The sequence below is a fragment of the uncultured Bacteroides sp. genome (genome assembly GCF_910585845.1).
Lineage (GTDB): Bacteria > Bacteroidota > Bacteroidia > Bacteroidales > Bacteroidaceae > Bacteroides.
On record NZ_CAJUHF010000018.1, the window covers coordinates 1 to 15,064 of the forward strand.

The window sequence follows — 15,064 nt, forward strand, 5'->3', positions numbered from 1 at the left end:
TGGCAACACTATACTCTTGACATCTTCTTCGCCCACCGGAAAAATCCGCTGACCCTTCATCACCCAAAATGTCCAACCTGCCGAAAAAAAATATCCCTATCCTTGTCTGTGCACTTCCCGCTACCTATAATTCAAGCATAGGCTTAATATGCAAAGTATATATCTATTAACAGAATACATGCTGAGTAAACACAAAAAAAACCGCCCCCTTAATAAGGGAACGGCTCTTATATCGGAAAGTATCGTTAACTTATTCTGCTTTAGCTTCCTCAGCTGCGGGCACTTCTGCCACCGGAGTTGCAGGCTCTGCAGCAGCCTTCTTAGAACGACGAGTACGTGTAGCTTTCTTAGCCACTTTTTCCTTCGCCATGTTCTCATTGTAGTCAACGAGTTCAATAAAACACATTTCTGCATTATCTCCCAAACGATGACCAGTCTTAATGATACGCGTATAACCACCCGGACGATCAGCAATCTTCACTGAAATCTCCTTGAACAATTCTGTTACAGCATACTTATCCTGCAAGTTGCTAAATACAACACGACGAGAATTTGTCGTGTCATCCTTTGACTTCGTAATCAAAGGCTCTACAAACTTCTTCAGAGCTTTAGCCTTTGCAACAGTCGTAGTGATTCTTTTGTGCTTGATCAAAGAACATGCCATGTTAGCCAACATCGCATTTCTATGAGAAGCAGTACGACCTAAATGGTTGAATTTTTTATTATGTCTCATTTTTTATTCTTTATCTAATTTATATTTAGAAATATCGGTTCCAAACGAAAGATTCAGACTATCCAGCAAATCATCAAGCTCGGTCAGCGATTTCTTTCCAAAGTTTCTGAATTTCAGCAGATCCGTCTTGTTGAATTGTACCAAATCACCTAATGTTTCTACATCAGCAGCCTTCAAACAATTGAGAGCACGAACTGACAAATCCATGTCAACGAGTTTAGTCTTCAACAATTGACGCATGTGCAGTACTTCTTCATCAAATTCTTCATTACCATCTACATCGTTGCTTTCCAATGTGATCTTTTCATCAGAGAAAAGCATAAAATGATATATCAGAATCTTAGCAGCTTCTTTCAGAGCGTCCTTTGGATGAATGGAACCATCGGTAGTAATCTCAAGTACCAATTTATCATAGTCCGTCTTTTGTTCAACACGGAACGGTTCAATCTGATACTTTACATTACGTATCGGGGTATAAATAGAATCGATAGGGATTACGTTAACATCCGTACAATATTCACGGTTTTCGTCAGCCGGAACATAACCACGTCCTTTGTTAATCGTAATATCGATTTGCATTGTTGCTTTAGAATCTAAATGACAAATAACCAATTCAGGATTTAACACTTCAAATCCAGTCAAATACTTACCTATGTCACCTGCTTTAAATTCACTAGAATTTTCGATCGTGATACTGACTTTCTCACTCTCAAATTCTTCAACTACTTGCTTGAATCTCACCTGTTTCAGATTCAAGATAATGCTAGTAACATCCTCTCTAACTCCCGGAACACTAGAGAATTCGTGCTCAACACCATCTATCTTTATAGTAGTGATAGCAAAACCCTCCAATGAGGAAAGAAGGATGCGGCGCAGGGCATTACCTACAGTAATACCGAAACCAGGCTCCAACGGACGGAATTCAAATTTGCCGAATCGAGAGTCCGCTTCCAACATTAATACTTTATCAGGTTTTTGAAATGCTAATATCGCCATGAAATTAATTATTTTTATTTAGAATACAATTCTACGATCAAATGCTCTTTAATGTTTTCCGGAATGTCTGCTCTTTCAGGAACATGCAACAGCTTACCCACTTTAGAGTTATCATCCCATTCCAACCAAGGATACTTGCTATGATTAAAACCAGCCAGTGAATTAGCAATCACTTCCAAAGATTTAGATCTTTCACGTACACCAACTACCTGACCAGGTTTTACTGCATATGAAGGAATATTTACCACTTCACCATCTACAGTAATATGCTTGTGACCTACCAACTGACGAGCAGCAGCACGAGTAGGAGCAATACCCAAACGGAATACTACATTATCAAGACGGCTTTCCAACAACTGAAGGAGCACCTCACCGGTAATACCTTTTGCTGTAGCTGCCTTTTCAAACAAGTTACGGAATTGTTTTTCTAAAACTCCATAGGTGTATTTGGCTTTCTGTTTCTCACGAAGTTGAACACCATATTCAGAAGTTTTTCTCTTTCTTGAATTGCCGTGCTGTCCGGGAGGATAATTTTTCTTAGACAAAACTTTATCTGCTCCAAAGATACCTTCACCGAATTTACGGGCTATTCTTGATTTTGGTCCAGTATATCTAGCCATTTCTTTTAATTTTTAATTGTTTTATTCATGAACTCAATTTGTTGCAGCCGCGATTACAGAGAGAAATTAATGCAATCCAATAACAAAATCAAGATCATATTTATTAAAGGTAAATCTTAAACTCTACGTCTTTTCGGAGGACGACAACCATTATGTGGAAGCGGAGTTACGTCAATGATTTCTGTAACTTCGATACCTGCACCGTGAATAGTTCTAATAGCAGACTCACGACCGTTACCTGGACCCTTCACATACGCTTTTACCTTTCTAAGGCCAAGATCAAATGCTACTTTTGCACAATCTTGGGCAGCCATTTGTGCTGCATAAGGAGTATTCTTTTTAGAACCTCTAAATCCCATTTTTCCGGCAGATGACCAAGAAATAATCTGCCCTTCACTATTTGCAAGAGAAACAATAATATTGTTGAAAGATGAATGAACATGTAACTGTCCATTAGCGTCAACTTTCACATTTCTCTTCTTTGCTGCAACTGTTTTTTTTGCCATATCAACAATTATTATTTAGTAGCTTTTTTCTTATTTGCAACGGTTTTCTTCCTACCCTTACGAGTACGAGCATTGTTTTTAGTGCTTTGACCTCTTACAGGCAAGCCGATACGATGACGTACACCACGGTAACAACCAATATCCATCAAACGTTTGATATTCAATTGAATTTCCGAGCGAAGATCACCTTCAACTTTAAATTCCGCACCAATGATCTCACGAATCTTGGCAGCTTGATCGTCCGTCCAGTCTTTCACTTTCAGGTCTTTATCAACACCAGCTTTATCTAAAATTTTTGCTGAACTACTACGACCTATTCCATAGATATAGGTCAACGCAATTTCACCTCTCTTATTTTGAGGCAAATCTACACCAACTATTCTTATAGCCATATACTAAATTATTTTTTTTGCAAAAATAATAATATTATCCTTGACGTTGTTTATACTTAGGATTTTTCTTGTTAATAACATACAAACGGCCATTGCGTCTAACGATCTTACATTCTGGCGTACGTTTCTTTAAAGATGCTCTTACTTTCATATCTTAAATTATTTATATCTAAATACAATTCTTCCTTTCGACAAATCGTAAGGAGACATTTCGACTCTTACCTTATCACCCGGCAGGATTTTAATATAATGCATTCGCATCTTACCGGAAATATGCGCAGTAATCTCATGTCCGTTTTCTAATTCAACACGAAACATTGCATTAGACAATGCTTCAACTATAACTCCATCTTGTTCTATTGCTGATTGTTTAGCCATATTAATTTTTTAAATTGCTTTATCTCCTAATACTTCCTCAACATCTTTAAACGATGATAAGATATCTGCTTTACCAGCTCTCACAGCAATTGTATGCTCGAAATGCGCTGCATAAGATCTATCTTTTGTCCTCACCGTCCAGCCGTCACGTTCCATTACTATTTGGCAACTACCTTGCGTAATCATTGGTTCAATAGCAATACAAAGACCTTTTTTCAACATTGAACCACAACCACGTCTACCATAATTGGGCACTTGAGGATCTTCATGCATTGCTTTACCAATACCATGACCGACAAATTCACGCACTACACCATAAGAATTAGATTCACAATGTTGTTGCACTGCATATCCAATATCTCCTAGTCGCTTCCCTTGAACAGCATTTTCAATTCCAAGATATAATGCCTCTTTAGTAACTTTCAGTAATTTGCGAACTTCTTCATCCACTTCTCCTACACAAAATGTATAAGCAGAATCCCCACAAAAACCATCCATATAAGTACCACAATCAACCGATACAATATCCCCCTCTCTCAGTACTACATCACCAGGAATGCCATGCACTACTTGCTCATTTACAGATGTACAAATAGAAGCAGGAAATGGGTCACCACATTGATTCGGAAAACCTTTAAAAGTAGGAATAGCGCCATTGTCTCTAATGAACTCTTCCGCCACTTTATCCAATTCTTTTGTAGTTACTCCAGGCTTTATAACCTTAGCTATCTCAGCCAATGTTTTTCCTACAAGCAAATTACTCTTGCGGAGCAGCTCTATTTCATCTTCTGTCTTAAGAAATATCATCTCAAAAAAGATTAATATGCAGCTACATTACCATTGCGGCCTTTAATACGACCAGACTTCAATAAACCGTCATAATGTCTCATCAACAAATGACTTTCTACTTGTTGAAGAGTATCAAGTACCACACCTACAAGAATCAACAAAGATGTACCACCAAAGAATTGAGCAAACTCAGCTTTTACGCCAAATACACCAGCAAACGCAGGCATAATGGCAACTAAAGCCAAGAAGAAAGAACCAGGCAAAGTAATACGTGACATAATCACATCAATATACTCAGCTGTTTGTTTTCCTGGTTTAATACCCGGAATAAAACCATTGTTTCTCTTCATATCTTCAGCCATCTGAGTTGGGTTAATAGAAATTGCAGTATAAAAATACGTAAACAATATAATTAATACTGCAAAAATCAAATTATACAAGAAACTTGTATGATCAGTCAATGCACGAACAAAACCGCTTAAATCATTTAGATTCGAAAAACCAACAAGAGTGATAGGAATGAACATGATTGCCTGAGCAAAAATAATAGGCATCACGTTGGCTGCATTCACCTTCAAAGGAATATATTGTCTGGCACCACCATATTGCTTGTTACCCACAATTTTCTTTGCATATTGAACAGGAATCTTTCTAGTACCTTGTACCAAAAGGATAGCAAATGCAATAACAACAAGTAGAACAACAAGCTCTATCAAAAACATTACCAAGCCACCAGTCTTATCCGTCATACGAGAAATCAATTCTTGAAATAAGGACTGCGGCAGACGAGCAATAATACCAATCATGATAATCAGCGAAATACCATTACCAATCCCCTTATCAGTAATTCTCTCACCAAGCCATAAAATAAACATGCTACCTGCTGCCAAAATGATGGTAGAGGTAATCATAAACAGAGTCCAATCTAATGAAGCATTTAAGGAAGGACCGGCCTGCATTTTAAGATTAAGCAAATAAGAAGGAGCCTGAACCAATAAAATTATAATTGTTAAATAACGAGTATACTGATTCATTTTTCTTCTGCCACTCTCGCCCTCACGTTGAAGCTTTTGGAAATATGGAACTGCAATTCCCAACAACTGAATAACAATTGAAGCAGAAATATAAGGCATGATCCCCAATGCAAAAATAGATGCATTTGAGAATGCTCCTCCCGAAAACATATTTAATAAGGCTAAGAGACCCTCACTTGTCTGTTGATGCAATTGTGTCAGCATTGCCGGATTAATTCCTGGCAAAACTACATACGAACCGAAGCGGTAAATTGCCACAAACAATATGGTAATGAGGATCCGTTGTCTCAGATCCTCAATATTCCATATATTCTTTAATGTTTCAATAGCTTTTCTCATTGAATTAGAGTTTTACTACACTTCCACCAGCAGCTTCAATGGCAGCAACAGCAGTCTTAGAGAATGCATGAGCTTGCACATCCAACTTTGTAGTCAAAGTTCCATTACCTAATACTTTTACTAACTGATTTGAAGAAATAAAGCCAGCAGCAACAAAGTCAGCAATACAAACAGAATTTAATTGCTTTGCTTCAGCAAGCTTCTGAATTGTATCCAAATTGATCGCCTTATATTCTACACGATTAATGTTCTTAAAACCAAACTTAGGAACACGACGTTGAAGAGGCATCTGTCCACCTTCAAAACCAATTTTCTTAGAATAACCAGATCTTGATTTAGCGCCTTTATGACCTCTAGTAGAAGTACCTCCCAAACCAGAACCCGGACCACGTCCAATTCTCTTTCTTGTTTTAGTAGACCCTTCTGCAGGTTTTAAATTACTTAAGTTCATATTGTAATTCATTTTATATTCAACAAATAATTACTTAACAATGGCAACCAAGTGTTTAACCTTATCCACCATTCCAAGAATTGAAGGAGTAGATTCGTGCTCAACCACACGATTCAACTTATGAAGTCCCAGTGCATCGAGAGTTCTTTTCTGATCTGCCGGAGCACCAATTCTACTTTTAACTTGTTTAATCTTTATAGTCGACATATATTCCTCCTTATCCTCTAAATACTTTTTCAACACTAATTCCTCTATTTTGAGCTACCATACGTGCATCACGCATTTCGCCCAATGCCATAATAGTAGCCTTCACCAAGTTATGCGGATTAGAGGAACCTTTTGATTTTGCTAAAACATCAGTAATACCAACGCTTTCAAGTACAGCACGCATTGCACCACCTGCAACCACACCAGTACCATGAGAAGCCGGTTTGATAAATACTTCTGCACCACCAAACTTAGCTGATTGTTCATGAGGAACAGTACCTTTCAACACAGGCACTCTTGTCAAATTCTTCTTTGCAGACTCAACTCCTTTAGCAATAGCAGCAGTAACTTCTCCTGCCTTACCAAGCCCCCAACCGATGATACCTTCTTCATTACCTACAACAACAATTGCAGAAAAGCTAAAAGTTCTACCACCTTTAGTAACTTTGGTCACACGATTAATAGCAACCAAACGGTCTTTCAATTCTATATCGTTTGTAATCTTAACTCTATTATTAATTGCCATAATGATTAAAATTTAAGTCCACCGTTACGAGCAGCATCAGCCACTTCTTTTACTCTCCCATGATACAAATAACCATTACGGTCAAAAACAACAGCAGTAATACCTGCTTCTTGAGCTCTCTTGGCGATCAACTCTCCTACTTTTGCAGCCTGTTCTTTTTTAGGCAACTTTTCAGTCATGCCCAAAGAAGATGCTGCAGCCAAAGTCTTTCCACCCAAATCATCAATAAGTTGAACGTAAATTTGCTTATTGCTTCTAAAAACACTCATACGCGGACGTTCAGCAGTACCTGACACTTTGTTGCGTACTCTATATTTAATTTTAATTCGTCTTTCTATTTTTGTTGTCATAATATTCTAATTTTATGTAAATTACTTAGCACCGGCAGATTTACCAGACTTTCTACGAATTTCTTCACCAACAAACTTAATACCTTTACCTTTATACGGCTCGGGTTTACGGAAAGAACGTATCTTAGAGCAAACTTGACCCAACAATTGTTTATCGCAAGATTCTAAAATTATAAGTGGATTCTTATTTCTTTCAGATTTTGTTTCTACCTTGATCTCAGCAGGTAACTGTATGAAGATATTGTGTGTGTAGCCCAAAGCTAATTCAATAATATTACCTTGATTTGAAGCACGATAACCTACGCCGACAAGTTCCAATTCTTTCTTGTATCCTTCAGATACACCTACAACCATGTTGTGAACCAGAGCACGATATAAGCCATGAAATGCATGTTTTTGCTTAGGGTTATCCAACATTGCATCTTCATTTTCACTCAAAGTCACATGGCCATCTTCGATGCTAACATTGATAGCAGGATTTACATATTGGCTAAGCTCGCCTTTGGGTCCCTTTACTGTAACCACATTTTCTTTCAAAGTAACAGTTACACCAGCGGGAATACTAATGGGTAATTTTCCTATTCTTGACATTGCTAATTCCTCCTATTAATAAACATAACACAAAACTTCGCCACCAATTTTCAAATCAGCAGCTTCTTTGTTTGTCATAACTCCTTTGGAAGTAGATATTATAGCAATACCCAAACCATTAATAACTCGCGGCATGTCCTTATAACCAGTGTATTGACGCATACCCGGAGAAGAAATTCTCTCCAATTTCTTTATTGCATTTACCTTATTCACTGGGTCATATTTCAAGGCTACTTTAATAGTACCTTGAGGACCATCTTCTACAAACTTGTAATTAAGAATGTAGCCTTTCTCAAAAAGAATCTTTGTGATTTCTTTTTTCAAATTTGAAGCGGGAACTTCAACTACTCTGTGCTTTGCTTGAATAGCGTTCCGCAACCTCGTCAAATAATCTGCTATTGGATCAGTCATATAATAAAAAATTAAATTAATCAGGCCTACCCTGACAATATTTAAACCAAAAATTTACCAGCTTGCTTTCTTTACACCGGGAATAAGACCGTTGGAAGCCATCTCACGAAATTGGATTCTTGAGATACCAAATTGACGTATATATCCTTTAGGACGTCCTGTCAATTTACAACGATTATGCATACGAATCGGGTTAGAATTCTTAGGCAAGTCTTGCAGTTTCTGTGCAGCTTCAAATGCTTCTGCAGGATCACCCGTTCTAACTGTCTGTTTCAATGCAGCTCTTTTTTCGGCATATTTGGCTACTAATTTAGCGCGTCTTACTTCACGCGCTTTCATTGATTCCTTTGCCATAATTTATCAATCTTTTTTAGCGTTTTTAAACGGCAAACCAAACTCTTTCAACAATGCATATCCTTCTTCATCCGTTTTTGCAGAAGTCACAAAGGTAATATTCATTCCAAGAATTCTAGTAATGCTATCGATATTAATTTCTGGGAAAATAATCTGTTCTTGAATACCAAGAGTATAATTTCCTCTTCCATCAAACTTGCTTTCAATACCCTTAAAGTCACGGATACGCGGAAGAGCAACACGAACCAACTTTTCAAGGAATTCGTACATTCTCTCACGACGTAAAGTTACCATAACACCAATAGGCATTTTTTTACGCAATTTAAAATTCGCAATATCTTTACGAGAAATTGTCGCTACAGCTTTCTGTCCTGTAATAGCAGTCATCTCGTTAATTGCTACCTCAATAATCTTCTTATCGGCAACAGCCATACCTAAACCCTGATTGATAACAATCTTCTTAAGTACGGGTATCTGCATTGCAGAAGAATACTGGAACTGTGACTTCAATGCAGGCGCAATACGCTCTGCATACTCTTTCTTAAGACTAGCAGTATTACTCATTACTTAATCTCCTCTCCTGATTTTTTAGAATAACGCACTAAAGTTCCTTCAGAACTTTCTTTTCTACCAACACGCGTTGCTTTACCAGTTTTTGGATCAACCGGATTCAAGTTAGAAATGTGGATAGAAGCTTCCTGCTTCACAATACCACCTTGAGGATTCTTAGCATTCGGTTTTGTGCTTTTGGATACCATATTACAGCCTTCAACAATTGCACGACCTTCTTTTACAAGAACCTTCAATACACGACCAGTTTTACCTTTATCGTCACCAGCGTTTACGTAAACTGTATCGCCTTTTTTAATATGTAGTTTACTCATTACTTAAATCTTTTACAAAATTAAAGTACTTCAGGAGCGAGTGACACAACTTTCATGTTAGTAGCACGAAGTTCTCTTGCTACCGGACCGAAAATACGACTGCCTCTAATCTCACCTGCATTATTCAACAACACACAAGCATTGTCATCAAAACGTATATAAGAACCATCAGCACGACGGATTTCTTTTTTAGTACGTACGATCAAAGCTTTAGACACTGCACCTTTTTTAATATCACTTGAAGGGATAACGCTCTTCACAGAAACAACAATAACGTCCCCAACTGAAGCATAACGACGCCCTGTACCGCCTAAAACACGAATACAAAGAGCTTCTTTTGCTCCACTATTATCACATACTGTAAGTCTGGATTCTACTTGTATCATAATTACTTCGCTCTTTCAATTATTTCTACTAATCTCCATCTCTTGGTCTTGCTCAAGGGACGAGTTTCCATGATGCGTACAGTATCACCGATATTGCACTCATTCTTTTCATCATGAGCATGATACTTCTTCGTTTTACTAACGAATTTTCCATATATGGGGTGTTTTTCCTTAAATTTAGCTGCCACAGTGATGGTTTTATCCATTTTATTGCTCAGCACAACCCCAGTTCTTTCTTTTCTTAAATTTCTTGCTTCCATCAAACTCATCATTTATTGTTAAGTTCTCTTTGGCGTAATTCAGTTTTCATACGCGCAATAGTCCTGCGTAATTGTTTGATTTGAGCAGGATTATCCAAAGGAGAAATAGAATGATTTAAAATCATCTGGCCGTAATTCACCACTTCTGCCTCTACTCTTTCTACCAAATCGCTGGTAGACATTTCTTTAATTTCTGCTATTTTCATATTCCTTACGCATTTTGATTTTGAACATCATAATCACGTCTTACAACAAACTTCGTTGTAATAGGAAGCTTCTGAGCAGCCAAACGCAAAGCTTCTTTTGCGATTTCATATGATACTCCTTCGGCTTCGATTATAATTCTTCCCGGTGTCACAGGAGCAACAAAACCCTCTGGAGCACCTTTACCTTTACCCATACGTACATCGGCAGGCTTTCTAGTAATAGGTTTATCCGGGAAAATACGAATCCAAATTTGTCCTTGACGTTGCATATATCTTGTCACTGCAATACGAGCAGCTTCAATCTGACGGCCTGTAATCCATTTTGTTTCCAAAGCCTTAATTCCAAAAGAACCGAAAGCCAACTGATTACCTCTTTGGGCAACACCTTTTTGACGGCCTTTTTGTTGTCTTCTGAATTTTGTCTTTTTCGGTTGTAACATAATTCCTAAAATTCAAATTCGTTTAGCGATTATTTTTCTTTCTTTTGAAGTTCTTTCCGCCATTGTTTCCGCTATTGCTTCCACGACCACCTTCTTTGCTTTGCGTAAAGTTTGGAGCCAATTCTCTCTTCCCAAATACTTCACCTCTACAAATCCAAACTTTGATACCAAGAAGACCAACTTTAGTCAATGCTTCTGTATGACAGTAGTCAATATCTGCTCTGAAAGTGTGCAACGGAGTTCTTCCTTCTTTATACATTTCAGAACGGGCCATTTCAGCTCCATTCAAACGTCCTGAAATCTGAATCTTTATACCTTCAGCTCCCATACGCATAGTATTAGCGATAGCCATTTTAATGGCACGGCGATAGGCAATCTTACCTTCAACCTGGCGAGCGATGTTATTTGCTACAATAACAGCATCCAACTCAGGTCTTTTCACTTCAAAAATATTGATCTGAATATCTTTATCGGTAACCTTCTTCAATTCTTCTTTCAACTTATCAACTTCTTGGCCACCCTTACCGATAATAATACCCGGACGTGCAGTACAAACGGTAATAGTTACGAGTTTCAGTGTACGTTCAATTACAATCCTGGACACACTGGCTTTTGCAAGTCTAGCATTCAGATATTTACGAATTTTGCTATCTTCCAGCAATGAATCGCCGTAATTATTTCCACCATACCAGTTGGAATCCCATCCTCTGATAATTCCTAAACGGTTGCTTATTGGATTAACTTTTTGTCCCATTTACCTTAATTTTGATCTTCGTTATTACTTTTAGAACCAACGAACAAAGTTACGTGATTTGAACGTTTACGAATTCTATATCCTCTACCCTGCGGAGCTGGTCTCATTCTTTTAAGAGTAGCACCACAATCAACAAAAATCTTTGTCACAAACAACTCACCGCTTTCTGCTTTACGTTCGTTTTTCTGTTCCCAGTTAGCAATTGCAGAGCGCAACAGTTTTTCAACTCTGGCAGCTGCCTCTTTTGAAGAAAACTTCAAAACGCCAAGTGCCCTGTTCACTTCCATACCGCGAATCATGTCAGCCACGAGACGCATTTTGCGAGGAGAAGTAGGAACATTATGCAACTTTGCAAAGTACATGGTCTTAAGGGCTTCTTTTCTTTTATCAGCCGATATTTTTTTTCTTACTCCCATTATATTATACTTTATTATTTCAAACAAATATCCTGTTATTTCTTCTTATTACCAGCATGGCCTCTGAAAGTACGAGTTGGAGCAAATTCACCCAACTTGTGACCTACCATATTTTCGGTAACGTATACAGGAATAAATTTATTTCCGTTATGAACTGCAACTGTATGCCCTACAAAATCAGGCGAAATCATTGAAGCTCTGGCCCAAGTCTTAACAACAACTTTCTTGCCTGATTCATTCATGGCAAGAACCTTCTTCTCAAGCTTAACGTTAATATACGGACCTTTTTTTAATGAACGACTCATAGTTTACTCAATTAATCAGATTACTTCTTTCTTCTCTCAATAATATACTTAGACGATTGTTTCTTCGGAGCTCTAGTCTTAAGTCCCTTAGCATACAATCCCTTACGAGATCTTGGGTGTCCTCCTGAAGCGCGTCCTTCACCACCACCCATCGGGTGATCAACCGGGTTCATAACAACACCACGGTTATGCGGACGACGTCCAAGCCAACGAGAACGTCCAGCCTTACCAGAACTTTCCAATCCATGATCAGAGTTACCTACACTACCGATAGTAGCTTTACAAGTGCTAAGTATTTGTCTTACTTCACCTGAAGGCAATTTGATTACACAATATTTCCCTTCTCTTGAAGTCAACTGAGCGAAGTTACCTGCTGAGCGAACCAATGCAGCGCCTTGTCCCGGACGTAATTCAATATTATGAATCACAGTACCAACCGGGATATTCTGAAGAGGAAGCGCATTTCCAATCTCTGGAGCTGCCGTTTCACCTGACATCAAAGTCGCACCTACTTGCAATCCATTGGGAGCAATAATATATCTTTTTTCTCCATCTGCATAAAACAACAAAGCGATACGAGCCGAACGATTCGGATCGTATTCTATTGTTTTAACCACTGCAGGCACACCGTCCTTATTTCTCTTGAAATCTACAATTCTGATAATCTTCTTGTGACCGCCACCGATGTAGCGCATAGTCATCTTACCTTCGTTATTACGACCACCTGAAGACTTCTTGCCAAAAACAAGAGATTTTTCTGGTACCCGCGCAGTAATTTCTTCATAGGTACCAATAATTTTATGTCTCTGCCCCGGTGTTGTGGGCTTAAATTTACGTACTGCCATTTCTTTTAAATATTGCTATAAAAATCAATAGTATCTCCTTCTTTCAACGTAACAATTGCTTTCTTATAAGCATTTGTACGTCCATTGATGATACCAGCTTTTGTATAACGGCTCTTATTCTTACCGGCATACTTAACCGTATTTACATCAATTACCGCAACGTTATACAGGGCTTCAACCTCTCTCTTAATTTCCAATTTGTTAGCTTCAGGACGCACGATAAAGCCAAAACGATTGTTTGTCTTATCCGTAATTGCTGTCATTTTCTCTGTTACTAACGGTTTAATAATAATTCCCATTATTTAAGCCTCCTTTTTACATTAAGATATTGTCAATAGCCGAAAGAGCATTTTCTGTAAACACAACAACCCCAGCATCCAATACTCTGTAAGTATTTAATCCTGAGATAGTCTGTACGTTTGCACTTTCCACGTTACGAGCTGACAAATATACGTTTTTATTTGCTTCCGGTAAAACCATAAGCAGCTTTTTGTCAGAAACTTTAAGATTATTTATCATTGCTACAAATTCCTTTGTTTTCGGAGCTTCAAAAGTGAAGTCTTCTACAATGATAATTGCATTGTTCTGTGCCTTATATGCCAATGCTGACTTACGCGCCAATGCTTTTACTTTCTTGTTCAACTTGAAGTAATAGTCTCTCGGCTTAGGACCAAAAACGCGACCACCACCAACAAGTACCGGTGAGTTCATGTCACCACGACGTGCACCACCACCACCTTTTTGGCGTCCGATTTTACGAGTTGAACCACTTATCTCGCTTCTCTCTTTTGACTTATGTGTACCCTGACGCTGATTAGCCATAAATTGCTTTACGTCCAAATAGATAGCGTGGTCGTTGGGCTCAATTCCGAAGATAGACTCGTTTAACGTAATCTTTCTCCCAGTGTCTTCACCTTTAATGTTATATACGTTAACTTCCATTATTTCTCAATTATTACGATTGAACCTTTGCAACCGGGAACAGAACCTTTAATCAAAAGGAGGTTGTGATCCGGAAGAACCTTTAATACCTGTAAGTTTTGAATTGTCACTCTGTCTCCACCAAGTTGACCGCCCATGCGCATTCCCTTAAACACTTTTGCAGGGTATGAACATGCACCGATAGAACCCGGTTTACGAGCACGGTTGTGCTGACCGTGAGTAGTCTGGCCTACACCTCCAAAACCATGTCTTTTAACTACACCTTGGAAACCTTTACCCTTAGAAGTACCAATAACATCAACAAAAGCTACGTCATTGAACAATTCTACTGTAACGGTATCACCCAGATTCAACTCTGTTTCAAACTCCTTGAACTCAGCCAAGTGTTTCTTGGGAGTTACTCCTGCTTTTTTAAAGTGGCCCATCAACGGTTTCGTTGTATGCTTCTCTTTCTTGTCTTGGAAGCCCAACTGCACTGCTGCATAACCATCTTTCTCTACAGTCTTAATCTGAGTAACAACACAAGGACCTGCTTCGATAACAGTGCATGGCACATTTTTGCCCTCGGCACTGAAAACGGATGTCATTCCGATTTTTTTTCCTAATAATCCTGGCATTTCACTTAAAATTTTAAATAACTACACTTTGATTTCTACTTCCACACCACTCGGCAACTCCAACTTCATCAGAGCATCTACAGTCTTAGCTGTTGAGCTATAGATGTCGATCAATCTCTTATAAGAAGAGAGTTCAAACTGTTCGCGAGACTTCTTGTTAACGAAAGTCGAGCGATTCACGGTAAAGATACGCTTGTGCGTAGGGAGAGGAATCGGGCCGCTAACGATGGCACCCGTTGCCTTCACCGTTCTTACAATCTTCTCAGCTGATTTGTCAACCAAGTTGTGGTCGTAAGATTTCAATTTAATTCTAATTTTTTGACTCATTAGTT

Annotated in this window: 30 protein-coding genes; all 30 read right to left on the reverse strand. The window is 38.4% G+C overall.

Annotated features, from left to right (window positions below; translation table 11 throughout):
• Positions 1-250 precede the first annotated feature (250 nt).
• A complete protein-coding gene (gene rplQ, locus QZ323_RS06845) occupies positions 251-733 on the reverse strand; it encodes a 50S ribosomal protein L17 (protein WP_294633875.1) in 483 nt (160 codons plus the stop codon).
• Between the two features lie 3 nt (positions 734-736).
• On the reverse strand, positions 737-1,729 hold the full coding sequence (locus tag QZ323_RS06850) for a DNA-directed RNA polymerase subunit alpha (protein WP_294633876.1): 993 nt from the start codon (positions 1,727-1,729) through the stop codon (positions 737-739).
• A gap of 14 nt (positions 1,730-1,743) precedes the next feature.
• Positions 1,744-2,349 carry a 30S ribosomal protein S4 gene (gene rpsD / locus QZ323_RS06855; protein WP_294633877.1) on the reverse strand — a complete coding sequence of 202 codons (606 nt, stop codon included), beginning with the start codon at positions 2,347-2,349 and terminating at the stop codon, positions 1,744-1,746.
• Positions 2,350-2,465: 116 nt separating this feature from the next.
• Positions 2,466-2,855 (reverse strand): 30S ribosomal protein S11, encoded by a 390-nt coding sequence (gene rpsK / locus QZ323_RS06860; RefSeq protein ID WP_005675443.1) that lies wholly within the window; start codon positions 2,853-2,855, stop codon positions 2,466-2,468.
• 11 nt (positions 2,856-2,866) lie between these two features.
• Positions 2,867-3,247, reverse strand: a complete 381-nt coding sequence (rpsM, locus tag QZ323_RS06865; RefSeq protein WP_294633878.1) for a 30S ribosomal protein S13 — start codon at positions 3,245-3,247, stop codon at positions 2,867-2,869.
• A 34-nt stretch (positions 3,248-3,281) separates the two neighbouring features.
• The gene (gene ykgO, locus QZ323_RS06870) at positions 3,282-3,398 is read right to left on the reverse strand and encodes a type B 50S ribosomal protein L36 (protein ID WP_002558051.1); all 117 of its coding nucleotides are present in this window, start codon (positions 3,396-3,398) and stop codon (positions 3,282-3,284) included.
• A gap of 8 nt (positions 3,399-3,406) precedes the next feature.
• On the reverse strand, positions 3,407-3,625 hold the full coding sequence (infA, locus tag QZ323_RS06875) for a translation initiation factor IF-1 (protein WP_002558052.1): 219 nt from the start codon (positions 3,623-3,625) through the stop codon (positions 3,407-3,409).
• A gap of 9 nt (positions 3,626-3,634) precedes the next feature.
• On the reverse strand, positions 3,635-4,432 hold the full coding sequence (gene map, locus QZ323_RS06880) for a type I methionyl aminopeptidase (RefSeq protein ID WP_294633879.1): 798 nt from the start codon (positions 4,430-4,432) through the stop codon (positions 3,635-3,637).
• Positions 4,433-4,443: 11 nt separating this feature from the next.
• Positions 4,444-5,787, reverse strand: a complete 1,344-nt coding sequence (gene secY / locus QZ323_RS06885) for a preprotein translocase subunit SecY (RefSeq protein ID WP_294633880.1) — start codon at positions 5,785-5,787, stop codon at positions 4,444-4,446.
• Between the two features lie 4 nt (positions 5,788-5,791).
• Positions 5,792-6,238 (reverse strand): 50S ribosomal protein L15, encoded by a 447-nt coding sequence (gene rplO / locus QZ323_RS06890; RefSeq protein ID WP_294633881.1) that lies wholly within the window; start codon positions 6,236-6,238, stop codon positions 5,792-5,794.
• Positions 6,239-6,268: 30 nt separating this feature from the next.
• The gene (rpmD, locus tag QZ323_RS06895; RefSeq protein ID WP_294633936.1) at positions 6,269-6,445 is read right to left on the reverse strand and encodes a 50S ribosomal protein L30; all 177 of its coding nucleotides are present in this window, start codon (positions 6,443-6,445) and stop codon (positions 6,269-6,271) included.
• A 10-nt stretch (positions 6,446-6,455) separates the two neighbouring features.
• Positions 6,456-6,971 carry a 30S ribosomal protein S5 gene (gene rpsE, locus QZ323_RS06900; protein ID WP_294633882.1) on the reverse strand — a complete coding sequence of 172 codons (516 nt, stop codon included), beginning with the start codon at positions 6,969-6,971 and terminating at the stop codon, positions 6,456-6,458.
• A gap of 5 nt (positions 6,972-6,976) precedes the next feature.
• Entirely contained in the window at positions 6,977-7,321 is a 345-nt protein-coding gene (gene rplR, locus QZ323_RS06905) for a 50S ribosomal protein L18 (RefSeq protein ID WP_294633883.1), read from the reverse strand.
• A gap of 21 nt (positions 7,322-7,342) precedes the next feature.
• Positions 7,343-7,912 (reverse strand): 50S ribosomal protein L6, encoded by a 570-nt coding sequence (gene rplF / locus QZ323_RS06910; protein WP_294633884.1) that lies wholly within the window; start codon positions 7,910-7,912, stop codon positions 7,343-7,345.
• 15 nt (positions 7,913-7,927) lie between these two features.
• Complete coding sequence (gene rpsH / locus QZ323_RS06915; RefSeq protein WP_294633885.1) at positions 7,928-8,323, reverse strand: 30S ribosomal protein S8; 396 nt, start codon at positions 8,321-8,323, stop codon at positions 7,928-7,930.
• 54 nt (positions 8,324-8,377) lie between these two features.
• Entirely contained in the window at positions 8,378-8,677 is a 300-nt protein-coding gene (gene rpsN / locus QZ323_RS06920) for a 30S ribosomal protein S14 (RefSeq protein WP_294633886.1), read from the reverse strand.
• Positions 8,678-8,683: 6 nt separating this feature from the next.
• Entirely contained in the window at positions 8,684-9,241 is a 558-nt protein-coding gene (gene rplE, locus QZ323_RS06925; protein ID WP_294633887.1) for a 50S ribosomal protein L5, read from the reverse strand.
• The gene (gene rplX / locus QZ323_RS06930) at positions 9,241-9,561 is read right to left on the reverse strand and encodes a 50S ribosomal protein L24 (protein WP_294633888.1); all 321 of its coding nucleotides are present in this window, start codon (positions 9,559-9,561) and stop codon (positions 9,241-9,243) included. The genes rplE and rplX overlap by 1 nt, the downstream gene beginning before the upstream one ends.
• 20 nt (positions 9,562-9,581) lie before the next feature.
• A complete protein-coding gene (gene rplN, locus QZ323_RS06935; protein WP_005825700.1) occupies positions 9,582-9,947 on the reverse strand; it encodes a 50S ribosomal protein L14 in 366 nt (121 codons plus the stop codon).
• Between the two features lie 2 nt (positions 9,948-9,949).
• Positions 9,950-10,219 carry a 30S ribosomal protein S17 gene (rpsQ, locus tag QZ323_RS06940; protein WP_101541763.1) on the reverse strand — a complete coding sequence of 90 codons (270 nt, stop codon included), beginning with the start codon at positions 10,217-10,219 and terminating at the stop codon, positions 9,950-9,952.
• Positions 10,216-10,413 (reverse strand): 50S ribosomal protein L29, encoded by a 198-nt coding sequence (rpmC, locus tag QZ323_RS06945; protein ID WP_294633889.1) that lies wholly within the window; start codon positions 10,411-10,413, stop codon positions 10,216-10,218. The genes rpsQ and rpmC overlap by 4 nt, the downstream gene beginning before the upstream one ends.
• Positions 10,414-10,418: 5 nt before the next feature.
• Positions 10,419-10,853: a 50S ribosomal protein L16 gene (gene rplP, locus QZ323_RS06950; RefSeq protein ID WP_294633890.1), complete on the reverse strand. Its 435-nt coding sequence runs from the start codon at positions 10,851-10,853 to the stop codon at positions 10,419-10,421.
• Between the two features lie 22 nt (positions 10,854-10,875).
• Entirely contained in the window at positions 10,876-11,607 is a 732-nt protein-coding gene (gene rpsC, locus QZ323_RS06955; protein WP_294633891.1) for a 30S ribosomal protein S3, read from the reverse strand.
• 5 nt (positions 11,608-11,612) lie between these two features.
• Positions 11,613-12,023: a 50S ribosomal protein L22 gene (gene rplV, locus QZ323_RS06960; RefSeq protein ID WP_294633892.1), complete on the reverse strand. Its 411-nt coding sequence runs from the start codon at positions 12,021-12,023 to the stop codon at positions 11,613-11,615.
• Positions 12,024-12,058: 35 nt separating this feature from the next.
• Positions 12,059-12,328: a 30S ribosomal protein S19 gene (gene rpsS / locus QZ323_RS06965; RefSeq protein ID WP_002558070.1), complete on the reverse strand. Its 270-nt coding sequence runs from the start codon at positions 12,326-12,328 to the stop codon at positions 12,059-12,061.
• A gap of 20 nt (positions 12,329-12,348) precedes the next feature.
• The gene (gene rplB / locus QZ323_RS06970; protein WP_294633893.1) at positions 12,349-13,173 is read right to left on the reverse strand and encodes a 50S ribosomal protein L2; all 825 of its coding nucleotides are present in this window, start codon (positions 13,171-13,173) and stop codon (positions 12,349-12,351) included.
• A 5-nt stretch (positions 13,174-13,178) separates the two neighbouring features.
• A complete protein-coding gene (gene rplW, locus QZ323_RS06975) occupies positions 13,179-13,472 on the reverse strand; it encodes a 50S ribosomal protein L23 (RefSeq protein ID WP_294633894.1) in 294 nt (97 codons plus the stop codon).
• A 16-nt stretch (positions 13,473-13,488) separates the two neighbouring features.
• A complete protein-coding gene (gene rplD / locus QZ323_RS06980) occupies positions 13,489-14,115 on the reverse strand; it encodes a 50S ribosomal protein L4 (RefSeq protein ID WP_294633895.1) in 627 nt (208 codons plus the stop codon).
• On the reverse strand, positions 14,115-14,732 hold the full coding sequence (rplC, locus tag QZ323_RS06985) for a 50S ribosomal protein L3 (protein ID WP_294633896.1): 618 nt from the start codon (positions 14,730-14,732) through the stop codon (positions 14,115-14,117). The genes rplD and rplC overlap by 1 nt, the downstream gene beginning before the upstream one ends.
• 21 nt (positions 14,733-14,753) lie before the next feature.
• Entirely contained in the window at positions 14,754-15,059 is a 306-nt protein-coding gene (rpsJ, locus tag QZ323_RS06990) for a 30S ribosomal protein S10 (protein WP_002558075.1), read from the reverse strand.
• Positions 15,060-15,064: the final 5 nt, after the last annotated feature.